Below are 21,355 nucleotides of genomic sequence, written 5' to 3' on the forward strand. Positions count from 1 at the left end.
TGGCCTCCCTTCTCAAAAACAGGTTTTCTCCTTCTATGAAAATTCTACCGCTCCCGGCCACAGGAAAGCAACCGTTTTTTTGAATGTTCATGGAATGTTTGTAAATTCTGTCAGCAGCTTTTTTGCAATTTCCCAAAGCCCATCCATGCGGGATTGCAGATCTGCAATATCCACCGCATAGATACTGCCGGTCTCATGGGCTTTCCGAGCATACTGGTTCAGATTGTTGGAGCAGATACGCAGCAGCCGGGTCAGCTCCCGGACTTCGGACAGATCCAGGTTGATCACATATCCGTCAATCGCCATTTTACGGATAAAAGCCGAAGTATTTGTGATACCGGTTTGCGCCATGCGTTCCCTGATCTTATCCATTTCCTGTTCTGAAATCAAAATGTGAATCTGGGCGCTGCGTTTTTCTTTTGGGGCCTTCATCGCTGGGGCTGTTCCTTTGTCTTTTTGTTAGGAGCCGGGCGCGGAGCATTTGCGGCGGCCTCTTTCAGAAAGTGGGTGACAGAACGCTTTTCTGCCGCAATCATTTGATCCAGGTGATTTTCAAACACGCCGGGTATAAAGTTATGCCGGTATTCCTGTTCGCTTGCCAGAATCCCGCGCAGCAGGCCCGGAACAGCCGGCTCCAGCCGGAATTTCTCGGCTTTGCCAAATTGGGCGTGAAGGGACAGCTTATGCTCATGGTAATACGCATAACGAAATTCCATTGGCTCGCTCTGGCCTTCAAACTGGACGGTCACGGACGCAGCGGGAAGGGCGGTCCGTTCAATATGCTCCGCCATAGCCCTGTAATCCTGCGTATAGAGATTTCCCTTGATTGCAGCGCCTTCCATGCCGGTGATCTCCACCGTGTACGCAAGGATCGTATCACGGGTATCTTTGTAAAACTGCCAGGTGTAAAACGCATCGGAATCCCGGATAAAAACATCCCGTTCCCGGAAGCACCATGTCCCGGAGGGGCGGGACATCCAGAACAGCGGGGTACGCTCCGGGTGCTTTGTTTGGGCGATACGCTCCATGCTGCCAACATCATATTCAAAATCAGATTGATAATGCTTTGTGTTCCGTTCCATAACAGAGCGGAGGCATTGTTCCACATCCACATTTTCAAATTTCAGCTTCAAGCCTTAAAGCCCCCTTTCCGGCGGGGAAGGCTGAAAACCACGGGCCTCATGCCCCGTGCGGTCTGCCCGCAGCTTTTCCATGATCGAAGGCTTCTCATTGGGCAGCGTTTCCGGGGCCAGTTCCCTCACTTCCTCATGGGTCTGCCCATCGGTAAGGTCGGCCCGGACCGGCGGGTCGTTATTCACAATGCCGTCAATCATGTTGTAGTTGCCCTTTTCGCCCTCCAGGTCCAGCTCCGCGTTGCGAAGATAGTTTTCCGGCGCCTGGAAGGGCTGGCCCGCAAACAGGATTTCCCGGCGCGGGGTGAATTGCCGCAGAACACCTTCCTGCAGGCGGGCAAATTCCATATACAGATCCATCGTCAGCCCCCGGTCCAGCATTTCCTCCTGTGAGTGCGACCAGCCTTCCCCATAAAGGAAATAATACATTTCCGGCATATCGCTCACAAAGCATAAAGAGCCGTCCCGGTTGTCATAGCTTCCCGGCTGGCCTGGGGTAAAGGAATAGCGTTCCTCCTTGCCAAGATATACCTTATTGTCAGCGGCAAGCATGGCGACCATATTGGCATAGTTGCTGTGTACCGCAGAGCGGATCTCCACAACCGGGTCCGCCTCCGGCGCCATCTGCCTGCCGGGAATCTCATTATGTTTTTCGGCCACCTCATTTCTCGGCACACGGTCCACCGGGCCAACAGCTTCCATATCCGGCTGCGAGGCCGGGACTCTTGCAGCGTTTGGTTCCGGTTCTTTCTCTTTGACAAAGTAACGGACATTGACCGTTGCCTTACGGTTCAATTCCAGGGCATAAGCCTGGGCCGCCTCCAGGGATTCAAATTCCAGGGGGCGGCCATCTTCTTTGCACCATGCTTCCGCATGGCCGAACATGGAAGCGGCACTTCTTACCGCCCAAACTCCATACACCTGTTCCATTTCACATCCTCCTTATCGTTCCGGCTCCTTTGCCGCCTTTTTAGGGGCAGCCGTTTCCGGGGCTTTATTATTTTTAAGCTGCTGCCGGATAGAGTGAGGCCGCCCGGCCTCCCGGTCAGCCGAAGTGATATTGACATATTCCCCTATAATGCAAAGTGCCTTATGATAACTGTCACAGGAAAATACCCGGTCTGCCATTCCCTTCGCCTGGTCGGGCATCCCATGGGCTTTCAGAGTGCGGGAAGCAATACCTACCAGGTTGAAGATATTCCCATCCTGGCCGATCAGCGGGCAATCCGGCTTTTCTGGCACTTCCTGCGCCGGTTCATGGTCCAGGCGGTTGTCGATATAATCGGACAGCCAGGTGCCGCCGAAAGTATCATGGGTTTGCAGACGCCACATAGCAAGTTTCCCTATATCCAGCTTGACATCCTCAAAAGGGAACAGCAGACAGGTAAGATCCTCATTTTGGAATACGCTCACATGGGTAAAGGTGGTTCCCTCTAAAAGAATCCCATCCTGTGTCAGCAGGTCATTGATCCCCTGGACCCACTCACCAGGCTCACCGCCGCATCCCTGCAAAATAAGCCCTTCTTTATCCTCCATACGGCGAAGATCCTCCACCGTGATATTCTGAATTTCCATAGATTCCTCCTGATTTGAGATCATTTTGTTATATGCCGGGGAAAGGGCTTCGGAAAGCACCTGTTCCCACTGTCTGCCAAATCCCCGGACCACTGTATCGGGAAGCGCACCGTTGCGCTGAAACATTTCTAAGGTATCAAACGCCCGATTGAACAGGGAAACATTTTGGGCGTCCACATTCGGGGCAAAATGAATGACACCCGCGGGATAGCTCTTTCCAGTGCCTACCCAGCCGCGCACAAAATCATCAAAGCCACTTCTGATTCCGGCTTGGGCCAGATCATCGGCATGGCTGCCGGGCAATCCTCTTGTTTTCCCGTATTGCTGGCCCAAAACCAGAATACCGGTCTTGGGATTATACATAAAGCGCCGGTTTGAAATATCCTGCATATCAAAAGCCTGGACCGCCACATCCAGCTTCATCATTGCGGGGATTATCGGCACAACTTCAAGTTTCTGCTTCTCCGTATCATCACCTCCCGTCAGATTCTTTCAGTTGGCTCATTACAATCGCCGGACGGACCCAAAGCCGTTGAAATTTTCTCCATTCACTGTCTACAATGCCTTTTTCATCCCGGTAGAGCATGGCATAGGGAATAAACCCGGCTTTCCAGGCATCCCGCAGGCGCTTTTCCGCTGCCTCCATGGTATCGCCCCGGTAGCCGATCAGGACATAACAGCAGGCTTTATGCGATTTCCTTTCAAACCCTCCAGCCTGCAAAAGCCGTCCGGCCTCCACAAGCGGCTCATAGTCATCCGGGGTATCAAAAGCAAAATACATGCGCTGCGTCCTGGATTCCCGCAGAAGGTCCACATGCCAGGGCCGAAGAAGGCGGGCCTCCAGCCCGCCCGTAAAGGCCGGACGCTCTTTCTGCCTGCCCAGCATTTCAAATACCGCTTCAATATGCTGCCGGGAACAGGCAAGCAGGTTATCGTCCAGCACTATATTCCCTTCGGTGATCGGCAGTTCCCTAAGCCTTCCGCCTTCCCGCCTGGGGACGGAACAGAACCAGCAGCGGTTGGGACAGCCCCTTGAAGTGATAACATAACCTTTTTTCAGATACATCCCCGGCACGAAATCACCGCCAGGCATATTGAAGGCAGGACCGCCCATGTGGACGGGGACGCCCAGCTTCATCCACTGTTCGGCAAGCTGGCACGCCTTCTCCATGTCATAGGTAAAGGCCACAGAAACATGCACTTCTTCCATATCTGGCAGGCCGCCCTTTGGCGGCGGTCCGGTAAATGCCAGAGGATCATCCGGCGTTGCTTTTGTACGGCGTGGAAATACACGCACAATCTTCAAATACACATCCCTCCTAAAATTTAATTGTTTGGTCAGTTACATTTCCTTTCTCCCAGCATCCGGGCAAAGAAAAAGCAGAAAACCTCTTTCAAGATTTCCTGCTCGGTGGTGCCGCCGGTGGGCGGCGAGTATTCAGTTTTATAAAGTTTAGCTCAGATTGACTATATGAGGTACAACTCAAAATTGCTATTTCAAATCAAAAAGAACACTTTCATAGTCCTTCACGAAATACTTTATATTGGTGCGTCCTTTCTTAATAATTGTGTGACCTTCTGCTTCCAGCTTTTCCTTTTGTGCCTCTATACCGCCGGGATATTTTGCATTCAACTCCCCGTTTGCCTTTAAGGTTCGCCAATACGGGGTTTCATCTTCGGAACGCTGATAACTCGCCCATGCTGCAATAGACACAAAAATTCCTGCTGTGATAGGCTCTGTGAAATCCGCCCCATTCAGTTCAGCAAAATATTCACGGATTTTTCCGACAGTGATTACTTTGCCATACGGAATTAGTTTCATAACCTTGTCATAGTCGATTGGTGGGGCAAAGTACATTCTGCTTCCGCCATATTTCTCAATGCTTTTCTGGTCAGTAATGGTCTGAAATTTAGGCATATCCTTGCTATCGTGTAGCATGGCATTAAAATCTTTCTTATCTTCATTCGCCATCTCTCAACACCTCCTGCTTTAATTATAGTGGAGTAGACTATTCCATGCAATGAGACGGTTTGAAAAAATCTTGAGAAAATGTATGTACCACGATTTTCAACCGAAAAACAGATAAAAATTTATGTTCCCTTTGTCCGCAACTTAACCTTCCTATGGAGGGGCAGAGTATAAATCTCTTGCCGCCTGTAAAAGCGTGGCCGGAAAGCCTTATAAATCAAGCCCCAAAAAGGCTAAGTTGCAGACATATCATCCCTTGTGATGGCGAATCCGGCGCTTGCGCTTTTTATCCGCGTCCCGTCTGGCCCAGGTCCGACAGGCGTCAGAACAATACGCCTGGCTGGTGACGGGAAGATACAGCTTCCCGCATATCGGACATTTTTTCTGGCGCTGGGAAGTATCGTTTCCCGTCAGAACTGCTTCCAGGGCCGGTTCAACTGGCAGCACTGACCGCTCAAAATACTGGCAAAGGCCGCCGGTCCACCATTTATGGAGCATATAGCAGGGGCAGTCCAGGGGAAGGCAGAGCTTTTCCCGCTCGTCATAGTTGGCGCATAAGCCTGTTACCAGCCTTCGGATCGCTGCGCGCTCGGAGCGGGTCAGCTCCCGCGGCGGGCCGGTCATTTCTTCCGTCCCCGCTGCTGCGGAAATTCCAGCTTGAAATTCACATACTTTTCGCCGGTATCGTCCAGCACCACCACAGCGTCATAGGTTTTGCCGGTTTTCTCACTGAAAAGCCCGGACATGGAAACGCGGCCCTCTTTTAAGAGCGCCGCGGCAACAGTTTTTGTGATAGTTTTCTTTTTACTGGAAAAGAACCGGTTTTCTTTCCAGAGCGCAAAGGCGCAGCCTTCATTTTCACAGAAGAAGCCTTTCTTCCCCTCATAGACAGCGCCGCCGCACCGGGGACAGGTCCCGACAGCTTCCCGGTTGGCCGCGCTCTTGCTTCCGAATAAAGAGGAATAGGCAGGATCGGGGGCGGTGTTCTGCCGGATCAGGTCACGGATTAAACCGGCAATTCCTTCCATAAAAGCGTCAGCCGTCATTTCTCCGCGTTCCACCTGTTTCAGCATGGACTCCCATTCCGCTGTAAGCGCCGGGGATTTTATCACATCGGGCAGGACCGCAATCAGGTTGACACCCTTATCCGTAGGCAAAAGCTGTTTCTTTTTCCTCTGAACAAATCCCGTGGACACCAGCTTTTCCAGTGTGGCGGCACGGGTGGCCGAAGTGCCCAGCCCTTTTCGCTCGGCGTCCTCCGGCATATCCTCCGCACCGGCTGTCTCCATAGCCGCAAGCAGAGAATCTTCTGTGTAGTGCTTGGGCGGGCTGGTTTTGCCTTCCCGGATCGTGGCGGCAGCCTTTTCAAATCTCTGTCCTTCTTTCAACTCCGGCAGGCGGGACGTATTTTCATCGCCGTCCTCCGGCTGTTTTTGTTTCAGGCTGGCACGGAAAGCCTGTTCAATGCCTTTCCATCCCTCATGCAGAATCGTTTTCCCTTTGGCGGTAAATGTATGGCCCTCGGACTCCAAAACTGCCAGCACCGCCTCAAAGCGGTGGGGCTGGGCGGTAGCACAGAGAAGGCGGCAGGCAAGGAGCATCAGGACATCCCGCTCACCGGCAGGCAAAATAGACAGGTCGGTGCGGGCTATCTCCACCGTGGGGAGAATGGCATGGTGGTCCGTTACCTTGCTGTCATCAATAATTCCTTCCAGCTCCGGTGCCGTGGTACTGTCCTTGCCAAAAGGCATATTCTGCCACAGCCACAGGGCCAGAGAGCCGACTGTGGCCTGCATATCCGCTGTGATATACTGGCTGTCTGTTCTCGGATAGGTCGCCAACTTTTTCTCATACAGGCTTTGTAAATAATCAAGGGTCTGTTGGGCAGTAAAGCCATACAAGCGGTTGCACTCCCGTTGCAACGTAGTTAAATCGTAAAGGCGGGGCGGCTGGACAGTCTTTTTCTGCCGCTCCACTTTGCGGACAACGGCAGGCTTTCCGTCACAATCTGTCTGTATTGCCTCCGCAGCCGCTTTGTCCTCCAGCTTCTCCCCGGCAGTGGTAAACCCTCCACAGGTGAGTTCCGGCACATAGAAGGGCTTGCTCTGGAAAGAGCGGATCGCATCCTCTCGCTGGACGATCAGCGCCAGTGTCGGCGTCATTACCCGGCCCACATTCAAGGTATCACCATACAGGACAGAGAAAAGGCGGGTGGCGTTAATCCCCACAAGCCAGTCCGCACCGGCCCGACAGAGTGCCGCCCGGTAAAGCAAGTCATAGTCCGCACCAGGCCGCAGGTGTTCAAATCCATCACGGATAGCCGCATCCTCCATAGAGCTGATCCAGAGCCGGAGAATGGGCTTGCTGCATCCGGCGTGCTGATAGACCAGCCGGAAAATCAGTTCACCTTCCCGGCCAGCATCGGTAGCGCACACCACAGCGTCCACACGTTTATCCTCCATCAAACGGCGCAGGACGCCAAGCTGCTTTTTCTTATCCCTTGCCACATCATATTTCCAATGGGCGGGAAGGATAGGCAGATCCGCATACCGCCATTTGGCGTACTGCTCCCCATAGGCTTCCGGCTGGGCCAACTCCACCAGATGGCCCACGCACCAGGACACCAGCCAACCGCTGCCCTCCAGATACCCATCTTTTTTCTCCTTTGCTCCCAGCACTGCGGCCAAAGATTGGGCCACGCTGGGCTTTTCGGCTACCACAAGTTTCATTCGTCCGAACCTCCCTCTTTATCAAAGAATTTTGTAAACTGCTCGTCTGCCTGCCTTCCGGCCTGCAGCAGACACATCAAAGTTACGCCTGCGATTGTGCCAAGCGTGAAAGACAGAAAATGTGATACTGCGCTCCACATGTGCCGAACCTCCTTTGGATTTTGAATATGAAAAAAAGCGCAAAGGGATAAAAACACCTTTGCGCCGTGGTTATATAGCAAAACGCCACAGAAAGGTTCTGCGGCGTGAATTCATAGTATTTAGTTTTGGTTGACAACTTAGGATTTGTCACTCTGTTCAACTCCACGGTAAATGGAAAGTTGTCTTAGAGTTTTAATACAGCAATCTGTTCTTCTCCGTCTTTTTCTCCAGTCTCTATAAATCCAAAAGAGGCATACAGTGATTTGGCAACCGCATTTTCTGGCTCATATGACAGCCAACAGAAATCGGCTTTACCACAGGGAAATGTTCTGATAAATCTTAAAGCAAGTTCTACTGCCTGTTTCCCATATCCTCTGTTTTGATAGTTCTTATCTATCATCAATCTCCACAGGTTATAGTTCCCCTCTGCTATGGCAGGTGCATCCTTCCAATAGTCATCTTTGTCATAACCAATCATCACAAAGCCGACTGGGTTATTGCCTTCAAAAATTCCAAATGGAAAAGCATATCCGTTGGATGTAATAGCGATATACGCTTCAATAATACTAATATTATTGCTGGCGACAAAATTTTTCTGACTATCTGAAACATTTAGCTTTAGAATATCCCAGATATTTTCGCCATTTATTTTTTCCAGATGAATCATTCTATTCCCCCACAAATTCCAATTTGTCCACTTATATTTCTTATTTTACCACACTGGCAAATTCTTATCTACCAGAAGCGTTCCTGAAATATCCAAGATTTATCATGCTTTCAGGAAGATACGGCCCCACAGGAACCTCCCGCATTTCTTTTCTCTGGGCGTGGACCATGCGGATTGTGGACACCGTGCCACCGTTTTCCCGTCCATCATAGACAGCGATCACCCGGTCCGCCTGGCCTACCATATAGCGGTTGCGCTTCATGTAGACATTGGAAGCCCATTCTTCGCTGATAACCTCGACCTTCGCACATGCCTCCAGCATGGCCCTGGTCCGCTCGTCCTCCACCAGCCGCTTATAGCGGTTGCGGTAAGGAATCGCCGCCTCCAGGCGCAGCGCCGGATTATCTTTGGCCTTTTCCAGAACAATCCCGGCAAATAGCTGATCTGCACCGTCAGCAAAGCCGGAAATAAAGTAGGTATAGCCGTCCGCAATGGCTTTTTCGATTTCTCGCCGCAGACCTTGTTCTGCCTGCTCCATATATTCAGCGGGGATTTCCCGGTGTCCGGTCACTCCGCATACTTTTTCTTTCATATTGCAGCCTCCCTTTCAGATGATAGTTGAAAACTACCATACCTCTTATTTTAATAGGTTATATTTAACGTGTCAACTCAAATACCCCTTTTCATTTAGCGAATAGAGCCAGCCTGTAAGGTACAATCTATTATAGAATGGGAGGTGACTATGGTGTATGAAGATTTTGTCCCGGAAAGGCTGGCAAAATTGAGGATGCAGAAGGGTGTTTCCGCACGGGATATGTCGCTGTCGCTTGGGCAGGCCAACAATTATATCAACAACGTGGAGAATAAGAAAACGCTTCCTTCTATGCAGTCCTTCTTTTATATCTGCGAATACCTGGGCGTGACACCGCAGGAATTCTTCGATGAAGGCAATCCGAATCCTACCGCCTTAAACGAATTTATCGCAGAGGCAAAGAAGCTGGATTCCAAAGCGATGTCCTACATCCTCGGTATTATGAAAGAACTGAACAGCAAAAAGTAGAAGCAGTCGGCACGATGAGGCAGGCTGCTTTCTTTATCCATAAGTATTTCCATTTGCTGTTTTAACATACAGCCATAAGAAAAGGCCGCAAATGCGGCCTTTTCCGTTATAATGCGTGGATTTCCTTCTCCAGTTCTCCAACGGCTTCCATCATGGTTTCAAAAGATGGAATCTCCCCATAGAGCATATTCCGCATGGCAGAGTAATCCTCCTGCAGCGCACCCAGGCGGTATGACGGAGGAAGCAGCTTTAAGGTGGCCGGAACAGCCTCCGGGTAGCGCGCCCAGGCCCGCGGATAAAACTTCATCTTGAAATCGACCACTTTCTGCAGCAGGTCCAGCCGTGCAAACGCTTTTTCCTTCACGGGCGATTTCGCCATACAGTAAAGGTCATAATAATGGCGGGAATACCGCTGGGGCATGGAAAGATGTTCAGGCCGGTTGGCCTCATGGTGAAGGATCGTCGCCTTTTCCCAGAAAGTCCGCTCCGGCGCCACCGTCAGGACAGGAACCTCTTTCTGTTTGAATAACTGCGGGTACTGCTCTGCGGCATACGGTACAATATCCACCAGCTCTGCCGGTGTCCAGGCTGCCAGCGCCCCGATCTCCAATCGAATCACCTGTAAGGTAGAGGCATCGGTAAACAGGTTTGGATAAGCAAAGATCACCGTCTGTTTATCTTCCTCATCTATGTAAAGATTGGCCGGAAGGCCCAATTCAGCAGAAAGCCCTTCCCGGATCTGCGGGCAGAAGGTTTCTGCCAGGAAAACCTCGGCCTTTCGGTTCGCCTCTTTATTGAAGGCGTCCTGCTTGGTGTTCGAGCGTTTTTCCCAGGGTTCATTGACACCATACCCCAGGACACGCCAATCCAAAATCAGATCAATGTCCTCGGAAAACCGGCTGATAAGGTGATACCCTTTGGATAAGCTGGTTCCGCCCTTAAATGTGACCGCCTTTCTCCACGGAGAGCGGTGGAACAGGTAATCCAGCGTCAGGCATACCCAAAAATCCTTTTCCACAATGGCATCGTGAAGGCCGGTTTTTGCTGCGGTGTTATGAAACAGCTCCCGCCGGTCATCAGCCGGAAGTCTGGCAATCTCAATCATTTTCTCTTTCTCCTTTGCAGATCTCTTTAATCACAGTGTAAATCCAATCCGTCGCTTCGGCTCCTTCTGCAAGGAGCGCCGCCTTTTCATCTTCATTCAGCCTGCGGGAAAGCACCCGTATGGTTTTTTCATCCACATGTTCTTTTCCCAGGGTCTTTAACGCCTGGATCACCAGGATCGTCATAGGCGACAGGCCCGTGACCTCTTTGTTGGTCCGGTGCTTAAATTCAATCTTTGTCTTATCCCATTCATAGGTTTTATACGGTCCATCACTGATATAGGACCATACTGCCGTTACCTGAGTAGACAGCCCCAGCATATTTAATGCGGTATCTCCACAGGGAGCGATAGTCCAATGATAGCATCTCGCCAGTGCTTTGGCAACCGCATCCGGGTCCGCCGCCACATATTCCCCAAGGAGCTTGCTGTATTTCGGCTTTTCAAAAACGCCTTTCAAAATACGCCGGAGCGTCCCAGCCTGCACAAGCCGGTTCAGGTTCCTGCGTATGGTTTCGCTGTCCGCCACATCCGCAAAATCGGAAACAATAAAAATCGTGCCGTCAGGAGCCGCACCAATGCGGTTTTGAATCTCTTTCGCATAACCATTTGCCATGCGTATCGCCTCCTTTTGTCCCGTTTATTATATATTATTCAGGACAAAAAAGCAATAGACCTGTCCCTTTTCCTAAAGGGTTCCCAAGAAATGACCTCTTTATACGTCATGGCAAAACAAAGGGTGATATTATTCCCCCGTACTGCCAAAAGCGCCCGCGCCGCGTTGTCCGCCCAGGTCATTCACGAAATCCGCGATCACCACAGGCATGATGATAAGCTGCCCGATCCGGGAATCTTTCGCAAGCGTTTGAGTTTCATTTCCCACATTGCTTACAATGGCGTGGATCTCGCCCCGGTAGCCGGAATCCACAGGGGGCAGCTCACAGACCACCCCTTTTGCCGCCAGGCTGCTTCTGGGGAACACATAGGCGGCATAACCGTCCGGCACCTCCAGACCAAAGCCCAGCGGGATTTTGGCAATCCCGCCAGGCTCCAGGGTACAGTCAAAGGGCATATAGACATCCGCTCCGGCATCATTGGCGTGGGAACGGAGGGGACGGTGGTTCTCCGGCAGCCCGAAATCAATGATCCTGATCTTCACTGGCCGCCTCCTTCCAGTGCCGCGGGATAGTCCTGGCGCAGCAGGGTAAGAGGCAACGCCCCTTTTTCACACGGGCAGCCGCAGGACATATCTTTTTCCCGGCAGCCCTCCCGCTGGCAGAAGGGGCCGGTAAGCTCCGGGCTGAACAGTTCCGGGTCCAGCGCATACAGGTCTGTCCATATCTTCAGCAGAACAAAGCGTGTTTCATCCGTATTGCGGCGGCAAGTCCGCTGGCCGATCATGTGCTTCCACTGATAAGGCGTGGCGCTGATAATCAGCACATTGCGAAGGCTCTGCGGGGCAAGATACCCCGCGGCGTCCCTGGAAATCCCGCAGGCGCCTATATCCGCATAATGCTCCATGGCCGCCCGGCACTTTTTCAGGTAGAAGTCATGTACCCACTGGCTGGCCGTCAGGATCTCATAAGGCACCACAAAATCAGCCTGCCCCGCATAATTGCTGTACTGCAAAGAGGCGCTGATAAACTTGACCTCGTTTTGGTGCCGGGTGATCTGCGCCAGAAAACGCCTGCTGGCGCCCACAACCGCCACCGTGATAACCGAAAACTTCTGTACGGCGGGGTGAGGCAGAGAGGCAATCCGTTTAACCGTATCGGCAGTATAGGCTTTCTCATAAAGGGCCATAAGATCATCCATGGAATGGATCGCATGACCCCGCTGGGTAAGTCTTGCCGCAAACACCATGTTTTTCTCGGCTTCCTGTACCGCAGTGCAATTCAAAATTTTAGTTTCAATCTGATTGATGTTCCAATTCCTCCTTTATCACAGCTTTTAGTAAAAACAGATAGTTGAGGCTGTCGGTGATCTTTTCCTCCCAGACAGCCAGCTCAAAAGTTTTCCGATCCGTAAAGCACATATCATAAATGGAGATGATGTGCTTTGCCATCATCCCGGCCAACGCACGCTGCGGGGTGCTGTCCTGAATCGCAGCCGCCGCTTTGAAGGCGCTGAGCCGGTCCGGGTTGTCGCCGGTATATTCTTTGGCCTTCTGAATCAGAAGCCCTTCACACTGCCGTACCTGTTTCCGGAAAACGGCCTGAAATTCTTTTTGTGTCATAACTCACCCCGCTTTACGCCGTAGGCAGGTACACCCAATCGTGCATCAGGCACACGCTGGGTTCGTCCTCCCGTGGGATCAGCCGGAAGGCGCACTCGGAATACACCGTGCGCTTATCCTCAAATTCCATGTTGTATGCTTTATAAAAGCGGTATTCCAGGTTGGAGATCACGCACCGGAGCATTTGAAGGGCCTCCCGCTGGGAAGTGACAATACAATCCCGGTCAATGCTGCGTTTCAGGGCCAGAAGGGATTTATAAAGCTGCACTTCCGTCCGGTAAGGGCGGGCATACCGTTGATCCAGCCAGCCGCAGAAGGCCACCGGGCCGCTCTCGACCACATGCGCCTCCGGGTGGTGGAAGCCGTAGCTGTCCAGGTTTGCGGTATTCAGAAGGTAGAGCATTTCTTTCAGCTCCGCGCTGGGCATATCGTAAAACCGCAGCATGGAGCGGTAGAGATGGACATATCCGGGAATGGGAACAATGTTATTTACCATTGCAAATCCTCCATATATAGAGATGGGCGCGGGAGCAGCCGGCATCCCGCGCCATCTTTCTAAAATCTGTTATTCAGTTACAGCTACCAGCCTGCCCATGACGATAAAGCGGTCAGCGCCGCCATTGGTACAGGTGGAAAGGGTCAGCACCTTGTCGCTGGAAGTGACGGAAACGCCCGTTTCGATCACAGAACGCTCCTGCATTGCGGAAAGCCAGGTCGTATAAGCGCCGCTGTCTTTCCATTCCAGCGCCCAGGGAGAGGTTTCACTGCCGGATTCCTTCGGGCTTGCCACAAACGCGGAAAACACCTCGACCACATAGCCGCCCTCCGGCGTTACCAGGTACATTTCCGGGTGTTCGTCATAGTAAGCCTGCGCTTTGTATTCCACCAGCGTGGAGAACATGGAGCCGTCCCGCATGTTGTGCCCATAGATGATCGTGTTGTTGTCGGAAAAATCCTCCGCGTTTTCATAGTCGATGAACAGACAGCCCACCTTGTTTGCCGTACCGTCATACAGGTGTTTCAGGTAGTAACTGTTATCCTCGCACTGGGCCACCGGGTACTGAATGACCGTACCGGGAAGCTCCAGCCACGCCTTGACATCCGGCCCCTGGGCCAGCAGGCTTTCAAAATCCACCGTGGGAAGGGAAACGGAGGAAGCGCCGGTTCCCTCCGGCGCCTCCGCGTTCTCTTTTTCCCCGTCCGTTTCTGCCGGGGTGACATATTCCGAAAGACCGGCATAGGTATCGGCGCTTTCCTTGTACTGGCCGATCTCCCGCGCCAGCATGAAGCCGCTGCCTACCGTCATGGCAATACAGATCAGAAGCGCGCCGGCTGCCGCTTTGCGGCGCCCGGTACTGGCCTTCTGTCCCTTTTTCTTGTAAGCGCACAGGAAAAGGGCAATGCCGCTGCCGACCACCGCTGCGCCCAGCACGCCGATCCAGATATACAGGTTATAATCATCGCCTGTCTGCGGGACCGGCTTGGAAGGATTGGAAGGCGTTGCCGGGCTATCCGGGTTATCCGGCGTATCAGGCGTTTCCGGGGTTTCTTCCTCCGGCTTTTCATTAAAGAAGCTCACCTCGGCAGTTTCATCGGCTTTGATCTCCACCGTGGCGCCATCCGGGATGATATAGTCCTCACTGGCCTTATTTTTCACCTCGGTCACAGTATATTTGCCCACACGCAGCCCTTCAATCAGGATGATACCGTCCTCCGGGCTTGTGAAGGTCTCGCAGTAGGTGCCATCTTCACTTTTCACCTCAAAGGCAAAGCCGTCCTTGCGACCATCACTGGAATCCTTCGTGATTTTCAGGTTTCCGCGGTACGCCTCATTGACAAATCCGCGGCCGGATTCGCCATTTTCCACAACGACAACCTGCCCGTCCGTGATGATCTCAAAGTAATAAGCATTGGGGTCCAGCTTGTGGCCTTCCGGGGCGGTTTTCTCTTTGACAAAATAGCCCTTCGCCAAAAGGCCGCTCATTTCATGGAACCCTTCATCGGTTTCCGTCAGCTCCCCAATCAGGGCGTCGCCTTCATCAAATGCCTTATCGCCGTTGGTGTCCTCGTAAAGCTCAAAGACGGCGCCAGGCAGCCGGTGGAGGAACGGGTTGTCTGCGGAATCCTCGCCGGTATCGTCAGCAGCGTTTTCTTCCGTCTTGCCAGCCTCACTTTCGGAAGCGTTTTCCCCTTCCTCCTGGATAGACTTCAATTCGTCCACAGCCTCGGTCTTGATAACCTGCACCGTACCGTGGATCAGGGTATTGTCGATCTCAATTTCAATGGCCTGCCCATCGGTGCCGATATAGACATGGTGCTGTTCCGGGCTGATGGAGTACAGGGCCGAAGGGCTGGCAATCTCCTTGATGATCCAATGGCCGAAAGGCACGTCCTCAAAGGAGAAGGCGCCGTTTTCCCCGGAAGTCGTCACCAGCAGGGCATTTTCCTCGGTAAATTCTTCCGTGCCGGGAGCAAACAGGCCGATCAGCGCGCCCTCCAGGGTAAGGTCCTCACCGCCTTCGGGGTCCTCGCCGTATTTCACGCCGTCAATACGCCCGCGGATCATCTCATTGGAAATGGCCTCGCCGTCATTGACCGCAATCGTAACCAGAGCGGTTTCCTGCCCGGCATACGCAAAGACTACCGGGTACTGCTGATCGGAAAGTACAAATGCCTCATTGGTGGCGCGCTCCTGGACATAGAAGCTGCCAAAAGGCAGGTCGGAGGCAAAGGCAGCCGAATACTGGCCGGGCGCGTCCTCCACCGGCGCAACCGCCACGACTTCCAGAAGCCCGCCTGCCGGAATCACGCTGCCGTCCAGGGCAGTCAGGTCCTCCGAAGCGTACAGGCCAAAGGAAATATCCTTGTATTCCTCGCCAAGCCCAATGCCAAAGGTTCCGTCCGTTTCCAGGGATTTCAGAAGGTCGATCTCCACCTTCTGGCGTTCATCATAAAGCCCGATGGCCGCCTGGGTGATCTCTACCTCCTGACCGGCATAGGTAAGCTCGGTATAAACTGGCGTGGGGTCCAGCACCATGCCCTCCGGCGCTTGGCGTTCCTCCAGACGGTAGCGGCCCAGGTATTGCGGTTCGCTGACCGCCGTTCCGTCCTCCCCGGTGGTAAGGGTAGCGACTACCGTATCTTTTGCCACCCGCAGCGTGCCGTCGCCGGTATAAATATCTTCATCGGCAATCAGGTCGTACACAGCTCCAGGCTGTCCAACTACCTCATAAACCGGCTGATAGAAGCCATCGTTTTCCTGCACGCTGGCAAAAGCCTCGCCGGATTTGCTGATGGTGAGCTGGGCTTTCTGCGGCTGGTTGTACTGTACGACGGTAACGACCGCCTCGGAACCATCTACTGTGAAAGGCACCGGCTCGTCAGAAAGGACATACCCTTCCGGGGCTGTTACTTCGTAAAGTTCAAATTCGTGGGCGGGCAGCGGCTCCGGCAGCATCAGCCAGCCTTCATCCGAAGTGTAAAATACGTCAATGGTTTCAGGGTTGGGATAGTAGATCTCCTGGCTGATAAATTCGCCGGTGGTAAGGTCTTTAATACGGAAGCCCGTACCGGCCATAGGAATGATCTCACCGGTTTCCGCGTCTCGTTTTTCCACACGCACCCTTGCAGTGATGGCGTCATTGTTCAGGATATAGGAGTAGGTCTTTCCGTTCTCGCTGATAAATACCGTGAAATCCGGCACAAAGGCTTTATCGTCCTCGCCTGCGGTCTGATGGACGGTATAGCGGCCATAGGGCATATCCTTGGAGGCGGCAAAGCCGTCCGCATCTGTCGTCAGGATGTCCCGCTCGCTTTCTTTGGCGTTTTCATAACTGCCCGCGCTTGTCAGATAAACTTCAAATACCGCGCCTTCCTCCGGCTTTTCCACCATACCGGCATTGGCGTCGTCACTGTGTTCCCCGTCCGATACATCCGGGTCCGGGTCATCGGTATGCTTTACAAGCTGGATATTGCCGCGGATCACCGTTTCCGGCAGCGTATTTTCCGTGGTATTCATCTCGATTTCATAAAGGGAAGGAGAAGCGCCCACCTCATGTACCGTTTCATCCAGCAGGTAGCCGGGGCTTGGGGAAATCTCCTGCAAGGTCCAGTCATCCCCGCAAGGATAGTAGCCGGTGGCAAAGCTGCCGTCCGGCCCGGTGGTAAAGGTATCTACAAGCTCCCCGCCTTTATACAGGCCATAGACGGCTCCCGCAAGGGAAGCGTCCCCCTGAGCCTCGCCGGTTTCCGCATCTACCTTGTGGCCTTCCACGCGGAACTTCTTCAGGATATTGGAAAACTGGACACTGGCGGTCTGGCCGCTCTCAATGGTGATATACTGTGCGGCAGGCGTCACATAGCGGTCAATGGGCTGCTCTGTTACAAGATAGGTGCCGGGCAGAAGATCCAGGGAGACCATGCCGTCCGCGCCGGTGACAACCGATTCCTCCACGCCGTTGCCGCTGATGGTAAAAGGAATCCCCTCAACAATGCCGTCCTCGCTGGTCTTTACGATCTTTGCCTTGCCATAGGTTTCCGTCTTGATCTGCATATAGAAGGAAACGGGGTCTTTGGCGCCCGTCATCATGGTCTGCCAGCCCTCGCGCCCCCAGATCAGCATGGCCTCACCGATAGGCACATTTTTGCGGAATTGGAGCGCCACCGGGGATTCCAGCATTTCCTTGCTGGTAAAGGTGTAGCTGTTGCCGCTGCGGGTCACGGAGATCCCGCTTGCAGTAAGGGCCTCCAGGTCGATATTCAAGTTGTTGGCATCGGTCAGCGTCAGGGTATAAACCTTTGCGTTGGAATCCCATTTCAGTTCATGCACCGGGGCGCTTTCCGCAGTAGCACCGGCAAAAGAAGGAATGGTAGAATGGGAAGCGATCTGGTCCAGAATCCAGTAATAGACCTGTTCAGCAGGCCGTCCCTGCACAATGCGGAAGAAGGTGTTTTCCGCAACACTTCCATTGTCGTGGCGGCTGGTGGCGTCGCTGCGGAGCTGCTGCTGGTATTCCCAAATGATACACTGCGCCGCCATGTACCAGTCATCGGCATTGATACCGGCCATGGGGAGCGAAGCCCCAGGCTGCCAGCCATACAGGGAGGCCAGCATGATCCCGCGCCGGGAAGCCTCCGGCAACTGGTTGAAATACTGGCTGTTATCCGTCTGCTCGGAATAATAGCCATCGTCCGAATCACCGAACCGGATGCCGCTCTCAATGCAGTACACCCAGCGGAAGCCGCCGCCATCCGTGTTCAGCACATAATGGCGGTAGGCCACATTCCCGCCGTGATACACATAGGAAGTGGAACCGTCATCATGGTAGGTCATCGTGTAATAGCCCGAAGGGGAATAATAGGGCTGGCCGTCAGAGCTGATGACCGTATCGCCATAAGCGGAGCTGGCCTGCTGGCCTTCCGAAGCCGCAAACGCACTGACGGGAAAGATCCCTACCAAAAGCAGCAGACAAAGAAAACCGGCCAGAAGCCGGGAAAGGCCATGGCCGCGCATAGATTTTGTATTCAAGCTGTAATCCTCACTTTCATAAAATTTGTTTGGGAAACGGAAAGGACGGCGTTATCTGCCGTCCTTTGTGGGTTCTTCGTCCTCGTCATAAGAAAGATCATCGCTGTACGCCAAATCCTGCTCATAATCTTCCCCGTAACCGTCATCCTCGAACTCGTCCTCGTCCATAGCCGCCTGCTGTTTCGGGCGCACGATCTTGAAGTAATAACCCAGCCCGCCAGCGACCACAAGAGCGATCACCAGGAAGATAATCATGCCGGTATTGCCGCCGGATTTCTCCGTCTCGGCTTCCGGCTGCTCGGTTTCCTCCGGCGCCGGTTCTTCCGTCACTTTCCCCAGGCAGCCGTTCAGGTCATTTTTGCAGACCGGGCAATCGGTATTCACCGCGCCCGCCTCGCATTTTTCCGTACAGTTACAGGTGACAACCTCAATGGCGCTTTCGCTGCCATTATCCTGCTGGGCCAGGGACAGCAGATCTTCCTCCGTAACGCCATTCAGGAAGTAGACGTTTTCCGAATCCCGCTTCCCGTCAATGATAAGGTAAAACACATTTCCGTCCGCGGTGGTGATGGTATAAAACTGCTTATCATCTTCCTGCTCGGTGGCTGAGTCCAGGACCGTGCCGGTGCCTTCCGGGGTAAATGCCCCTTCCGGCACAGCCGATTCCGTTTCGTCCTCCGTATCAGAGCTTTCAGAAGAAGCCTCTGTTTCTGCCTGGGAGGTCGAAGGGGTCTCGGCGGCCTGGCTGCTTTCCGAATTGCCGGAAGCATTGTTTGATGAAGGAGAAGGCGCGGGCGTTTGGGAAGGCGCGGCCTGCGTTTCCCCACTGGAAGATTGGGGCGCAGCAGAAGAAGCCGCCTGGGTCTGCGCCGGTTCCTCATAATAAGGGTTATCCAGCTTTACCTCTTTGGAGCGGTTGCCGGAATAGTCCACCGCGTAAACCGTCACTTCTTTGCCGTCCCCGGCGTAATCCTTCAAGGCTACGGTCCCCTTGCCGTTGACAAGGCTGTTGATACGGGTGTCATCCACATACACCGCCTCCACGCCGGACATATCATCGCTGGCCTCCACTGCCAGTTTGTCGTTATTTAATGTAGCGGAAAGGGTGGGCGGCGTAGTATCGCTGCCCGTGGAAGCGTAAGCGGTGACGGGCAAAGCAATGGCGCTCATGCAAAGCACAAGCGCCGCCAGAACATTCCTCACTTTATTCTTCATGGCCGGCCTCCTGTTCTCCCGCAGGCGGGGCAGCCTCCGGGATCGTGAGGGTGCCCGCCCTGTGCGCTTTCAAAAATTCTGCCAGCTCCTTCGGGGTGAGGTGGAAATCACGGCCAATATCGCCGTAATCCTCGTTCTCCAGCCGGGTCTTTTCCTCTTTGAAAAGCTCCAGCTTTTTTTGCAGGTCTGCGATTTTCTTTTCCGTTTTTTCTATATCCCTTGCGAGTTTGTCAATTTTGGGATTCAATTTATTACCTCCGATCTTTAATTGGTTGAGATACGCCCAAATGCGTAAAAATGTTCGGTCCAGTAGGATGTATTGATATTGGCATACTGCACCGGGTCCCCGGCATGGATCATCTGCCCGTTGCCGATATAGATCCCTACATGGGTCACAGGCGTGCCCGCCGAGTAGGTGCCGGTGAAGAAGATCAGATCTCCCGGCTGGGCGTTTTCTCTGGAAACAGGGGTACTCATGTTAAAAAGCCCCTGGGCTGTGGAGCGTCCCACACTGGCAACACCGCTCTGATTGAGGACATAGGAAACAAAGCCGCTGCAATCAAAGCTGTTTGGCCCCGAAGCGCCGAACACATAAGGCTTACCGAGATGTTTCTGCGCCTCCGTAATCAGCGCCGCGTAATCGCCATCGCCCATAGGAGCGCCGGGATATGCGGGGATCTCCGGTCCGCCCGCGCTGCCGGGGATCAGGTTTGTCCCGGTATGGTCGCCGGTATCGGCAAAATACAGGGGATTAAGGTACTGCCCATCCACCAACACCTCCAGGTGAAGGTGCGGGCCGGTGGAATCACCGGTGCTGCCCACTTTGGCAATGACATCCCCCTGTTTGACTTCCTGCCCGGCAGATACCAGCAGTTCGGAGCAGTGGGCGTATTTTGTGGTTAGGGTCTTGCCGTCCTCCATGGCTCCCTCCAGCACCACAATCAGCCCGTAGCTGCCTGCTTCCCCGGCCTGTGTTACCACGCCGTCATGCCCGGCCAAAATCTCTGTGCCCTGGGGCATCCCAATATCCACCGCCTTATGGTAGTTCTTTTCTCCGCTGATGGGGTGGACGCGGTAGCCATAGTAGCTTGTGACATACGGAAGCCAGTTGGTATCGCCAAACACGTTGGAGACATACTGGCGGTTGCCCTTCGTCATCATCAGGACATTAAAAAGCTGGGCCTGTTCCGCATTCATGCGGGCGGCGATCACATCGGTAAAGGACTTGGCCGTCAGGTTGACATTGAGAATCCGCCATTCATAAGTCACTTCCACCTCATAGGTCTCGCCGGTACTGGGGTCTGTTCGGGTTTCCGTGCGGGTGCGGGTCTCCACTTCCTCTACAAATTCGAGGGAATACTGCTCGGCAAAAAGCTCCTGCAGCACGGCCTCCACATCCGCATACTGAAAGGCTTGATAGGACGCGGTGAGGAATCCCATCAGCTCAAAGGGGTTGTGCCCGATATTGCCCACATGGTAGCGGTATTCATCATAGCCGGGGTGGTCTGCTTCGGCATTGTCAATCTGCATCTGCAGGTCAGTTTCCCATTCTGTATAAACCAGCTCGGCATTATTGATGTCCTGATCTTCCGCAGTATAACTGGACGCCGCAATCGCGCCGATCCCGCCCGTCCCCATACTGGAACAGGAAGAAAAGAGCGAAAAAATCAGAATAACGATCAGGAACAACAGCGCCGCCATCAGGCAGAGGGCCGGGTGGCGGCTGGCAAAACGGCCAACAGCGCCACCGGCTTTTTTCGTGACAGCGGCAGTTTTCCCGGCGGCCTGCCCGGTACGCCGGGCGGTCCGGGCAGCTTTGGCGTATTCCCTTTTTAAGCGGTATTTCTGCCACATGCGGGAAAACACATTGCTCCGTAACTGCGGGTTATCATGGAGGGCCTGCTGGTAAGCCGCCCTTGCGCGGGTTTTCACCGTCTTTTTCTGCAGCCGGGACACCTTGCGGTAAGGCGCGGTTTTCCGGCGGTGGTTCAGGGCGCGAAG

The 21,355-nt window shown here is 53.5% G+C and carries 21 protein-coding genes and 2 pseudogenes; 1 reads left to right on the top strand and 22 read right to left on the bottom strand.

From position 1 onward, the window contains the following. Positions 1-87: 87 nt before the first annotated feature. From B5G03_RS01895 to B5G03_RS01945, 11 genes are all read right to left on the bottom strand, one after another. A complete protein-coding gene (locus tag B5G03_RS01895) occupies positions 88-432 on the bottom strand; it encodes a plasmid mobilization protein (protein WP_087180083.1) in 345 nt (114 codons plus the stop codon). Then, positions 429-842, bottom strand: a complete 414-nt coding sequence (locus B5G03_RS16950; RefSeq protein WP_140401618.1) for a hypothetical protein — start codon at positions 840-842, stop codon at positions 429-431. The genes B5G03_RS01895 and B5G03_RS16950 overlap by 4 nt, the downstream gene beginning before the upstream one ends. A 294-nt stretch (positions 843-1,136) precedes the next feature. Continuing rightward, on the bottom strand, positions 1,137-2,063 hold the full coding sequence (locus B5G03_RS01905; RefSeq protein ID WP_087180085.1) for a DUF4316 domain-containing protein: 927 nt from the start codon (positions 2,061-2,063) through the stop codon (positions 1,137-1,139). A 12-nt stretch (positions 2,064-2,075) separates the two neighbouring features. Next, on the bottom strand, positions 2,076-2,708 hold the full coding sequence (locus B5G03_RS01910; protein ID WP_087180140.1) for a hypothetical protein: 633 nt from the start codon (positions 2,706-2,708) through the stop codon (positions 2,076-2,078). Between the two features lie 472 nt (positions 2,709-3,180). Then, complete coding sequence (locus B5G03_RS01915; protein WP_087180086.1) at positions 3,181-4,020, bottom strand: radical SAM protein; 840 nt, start codon at positions 4,018-4,020, stop codon at positions 3,181-3,183. Between the two features lie 180 nt (positions 4,021-4,200). Continuing rightward, positions 4,201-4,680: an MGMT family protein gene (locus tag B5G03_RS01920; RefSeq protein ID WP_087180087.1), complete on the bottom strand. Its 480-nt coding sequence runs from the start codon at positions 4,678-4,680 to the stop codon at positions 4,201-4,203. 246 nt (positions 4,681-4,926) lie between these two features. Continuing rightward, complete coding sequence (locus B5G03_RS01925; RefSeq protein WP_087180088.1) at positions 4,927-5,301, bottom strand: cysteine-rich VLP protein; 375 nt, start codon at positions 5,299-5,301, stop codon at positions 4,927-4,929. Continuing rightward, on the bottom strand, positions 5,298-7,406 hold the full coding sequence (locus B5G03_RS01930) for a type IA DNA topoisomerase (RefSeq protein ID WP_087180089.1): 2,109 nt from the start codon (positions 7,404-7,406) through the stop codon (positions 5,298-5,300). The genes B5G03_RS01925 and B5G03_RS01930 overlap by 4 nt, the downstream gene beginning before the upstream one ends. Further along, on the bottom strand, positions 7,403-7,546 hold the full coding sequence (locus B5G03_RS01935; protein WP_087180090.1) for a DUF3789 domain-containing protein: 144 nt from the start codon (positions 7,544-7,546) through the stop codon (positions 7,403-7,405). Before B5G03_RS01935 ends, B5G03_RS01930 begins: the two co-directional genes overlap by 4 nt. Before the next feature lie 185 nt (positions 7,547-7,731). Further along, positions 7,732-8,214, bottom strand: a complete 483-nt coding sequence (locus tag B5G03_RS01940) for a GNAT family N-acetyltransferase (protein ID WP_087180091.1) — start codon at positions 8,212-8,214, stop codon at positions 7,732-7,734. A 64-nt stretch (positions 8,215-8,278) separates the two neighbouring features. Further along, positions 8,279-8,806, bottom strand: coding sequence for an SLOG family protein (locus B5G03_RS01945; RefSeq protein ID WP_087180092.1), 528 nt, complete (start codon positions 8,804-8,806; stop codon positions 8,279-8,281). Positions 8,807-8,959: 153 nt separating this feature from the next. Between B5G03_RS01945 and B5G03_RS01950 the strand changes: the two genes are divergently transcribed. Further along, positions 8,960-9,274 (top strand): helix-turn-helix domain-containing protein, encoded by a 315-nt coding sequence (locus B5G03_RS01950; RefSeq protein ID WP_087180141.1) that lies wholly within the window; start codon positions 8,960-8,962, stop codon positions 9,272-9,274. 106 nt (positions 9,275-9,380) lie between these two features. On the opposite strand, the gene B5G03_RS01955 is transcribed toward B5G03_RS01950, so the two are convergent. From B5G03_RS01955 to B5G03_RS18065, 11 genes and pseudogenes are all read right to left on the bottom strand, one after another. Then, the gene (locus B5G03_RS01955; protein ID WP_087180093.1) at positions 9,381-10,379 is read right to left on the bottom strand and encodes a nucleotidyl transferase AbiEii/AbiGii toxin family protein; all 999 of its coding nucleotides are present in this window, start codon (positions 10,377-10,379) and stop codon (positions 9,381-9,383) included. Then, positions 10,372-10,992, bottom strand: a complete 621-nt coding sequence (locus B5G03_RS01960) for a DUF6088 family protein (protein WP_087180094.1) — start codon at positions 10,990-10,992, stop codon at positions 10,372-10,374. The genes B5G03_RS01955 and B5G03_RS01960 overlap by 8 nt, the downstream gene beginning before the upstream one ends. A gap of 129 nt (positions 10,993-11,121) precedes the next feature. After that, the gene (locus B5G03_RS01965) at positions 11,122-11,535 is read right to left on the bottom strand and encodes a dUTP diphosphatase (RefSeq protein ID WP_087180095.1); all 414 of its coding nucleotides are present in this window, start codon (positions 11,533-11,535) and stop codon (positions 11,122-11,124) included. Continuing rightward, complete coding sequence (locus B5G03_RS01970) at positions 11,532-12,275, bottom strand: FAD-dependent thymidylate synthase (RefSeq protein WP_481808400.1); 744 nt, start codon at positions 12,273-12,275, stop codon at positions 11,532-11,534. Before B5G03_RS01970 ends, B5G03_RS01965 begins: the two co-directional genes overlap by 4 nt. A gap of 10 nt (positions 12,276-12,285) precedes the next feature. After that, the gene (locus B5G03_RS01975) at positions 12,286-12,612 is read right to left on the bottom strand and encodes a hypothetical protein (RefSeq protein WP_087180096.1); all 327 of its coding nucleotides are present in this window, start codon (positions 12,610-12,612) and stop codon (positions 12,286-12,288) included. 13 nt (positions 12,613-12,625) lie between these two features. Next, positions 12,626-13,108, bottom strand: a complete 483-nt coding sequence (locus tag B5G03_RS01980; protein ID WP_087180097.1) for a hypothetical protein — start codon at positions 13,106-13,108, stop codon at positions 12,626-12,628. A gap of 69 nt (positions 13,109-13,177) precedes the next feature. Next, positions 13,178-18,139, bottom strand: coding sequence for a class B sortase (gene srtB / locus B5G03_RS01985; protein WP_343286880.1), 4,962 nt, complete (start codon positions 18,137-18,139; stop codon positions 13,178-13,180). A gap of 51 nt (positions 18,140-18,190) precedes the next feature. Further along, complete coding sequence (locus B5G03_RS01990) at positions 18,191-19,354, bottom strand: DUF4366 domain-containing protein (RefSeq protein WP_087180099.1); 1,164 nt, start codon at positions 19,352-19,354, stop codon at positions 18,191-18,193. Next, positions 19,344-19,601, bottom strand: coding sequence for a DUF4315 family protein (locus B5G03_RS01995; protein WP_087180100.1), 258 nt, complete (start codon positions 19,599-19,601; stop codon positions 19,344-19,346). Before B5G03_RS01995 ends, B5G03_RS01990 begins: the two co-directional genes overlap by 11 nt. A gap of 17 nt (positions 19,602-19,618) precedes the next feature. After that, positions 19,619-19,993: pseudogene (locus tag B5G03_RS18110) on the bottom strand (C40 family peptidase); the annotation flags it as partial. 168 nt (positions 19,994-20,161) lie between these two features. Then, positions 20,162-21,208, bottom strand: a pseudogene (locus B5G03_RS18065) (M23 family metallopeptidase); the annotation flags it as partial. Positions 21,209-21,355: the final 147 nt, after the last annotated feature.

The organism is Gemmiger sp. An50, from assembly GCF_002161595.1.
Lineage (GTDB): Bacteria > Bacillota > Clostridia > Oscillospirales > Ruminococcaceae > Allofournierella.

What these genes read in the sequence shown, in the direction of transcription:
- B5G03_RS01895 (WP_087180083.1), bottom strand. Translation starts at nt 432, where the DNA reads ATGAAGGCCCCAAAAGAAAAACGCAGCGCCCAGATTCACATTTTGATT.
- B5G03_RS01980 (WP_087180097.1), bottom strand. Translation starts at nt 13,108, where the DNA reads ATGGTAAATAACATTGTTCCCATTCCCGGATATGTCCATCTCTACCGC.
- B5G03_RS16950 (WP_140401618.1), bottom strand. Translation starts at nt 842, where the DNA reads ATGGAAGGCGCTGCAATCAAGGGAAATCTCTATACGCAGGATTACAGG.
- B5G03_RS01925 (WP_087180088.1), bottom strand. Translation starts at nt 5,301, where the DNA reads ATGACCGGCCCGCCGCGGGAGCTGACCCGCTCCGAGCGCGCAGCGATC.
- B5G03_RS01920 (WP_087180087.1), bottom strand. Translation starts at nt 4,680, where the DNA reads ATGGCGAATGAAGATAAGAAAGATTTTAATGCCATGCTACACGATAGC.
- B5G03_RS01930 (WP_087180089.1), bottom strand. Translation starts at nt 7,406, where the DNA reads ATGAAACTTGTGGTAGCCGAAAAGCCCAGCGTGGCCCAATCTTTGGCC.
- B5G03_RS01910 (WP_087180140.1), bottom strand. Translation starts at nt 2,708, where the DNA reads ATGGAAATTCAGAATATCACGGTGGAGGATCTTCGCCGTATGGAGGAT.
- B5G03_RS01905 (WP_087180085.1), bottom strand. Translation starts at nt 2,063, where the DNA reads ATGGAACAGGTGTATGGAGTTTGGGCGGTAAGAAGTGCCGCTTCCATG.
- B5G03_RS01955 (WP_087180093.1), bottom strand. Translation starts at nt 10,379, where the DNA reads ATGATTGAGATTGCCAGACTTCCGGCTGATGACCGGCGGGAGCTGTTT.
- B5G03_RS01935 (WP_087180090.1), bottom strand. Translation starts at nt 7,546, where the DNA reads ATGTGGAGCGCAGTATCACATTTTCTGTCTTTCACGCTTGGCACAATC.
- B5G03_RS01940 (WP_087180091.1), bottom strand. Translation starts at nt 8,214, where the DNA reads ATGATTCATCTGGAAAAAATAAATGGCGAAAATATCTGGGATATTCTA.
- B5G03_RS01960 (WP_087180094.1), bottom strand. Translation starts at nt 10,992, where the DNA reads ATGGCAAATGGTTATGCGAAAGAGATTCAAAACCGCATTGGTGCGGCT.
- B5G03_RS01945 (WP_087180092.1), bottom strand. Translation starts at nt 8,806, where the DNA reads ATGAAAGAAAAAGTATGCGGAGTGACCGGACACCGGGAAATCCCCGCT.
- B5G03_RS01975 (WP_087180096.1), bottom strand. Translation starts at nt 12,612, where the DNA reads ATGACACAAAAAGAATTTCAGGCCGTTTTCCGGAAACAGGTACGGCAG.
- B5G03_RS01990 (WP_087180099.1), bottom strand. Translation starts at nt 19,354, where the DNA reads ATGAAGAATAAAGTGAGGAATGTTCTGGCGGCGCTTGTGCTTTGCATG.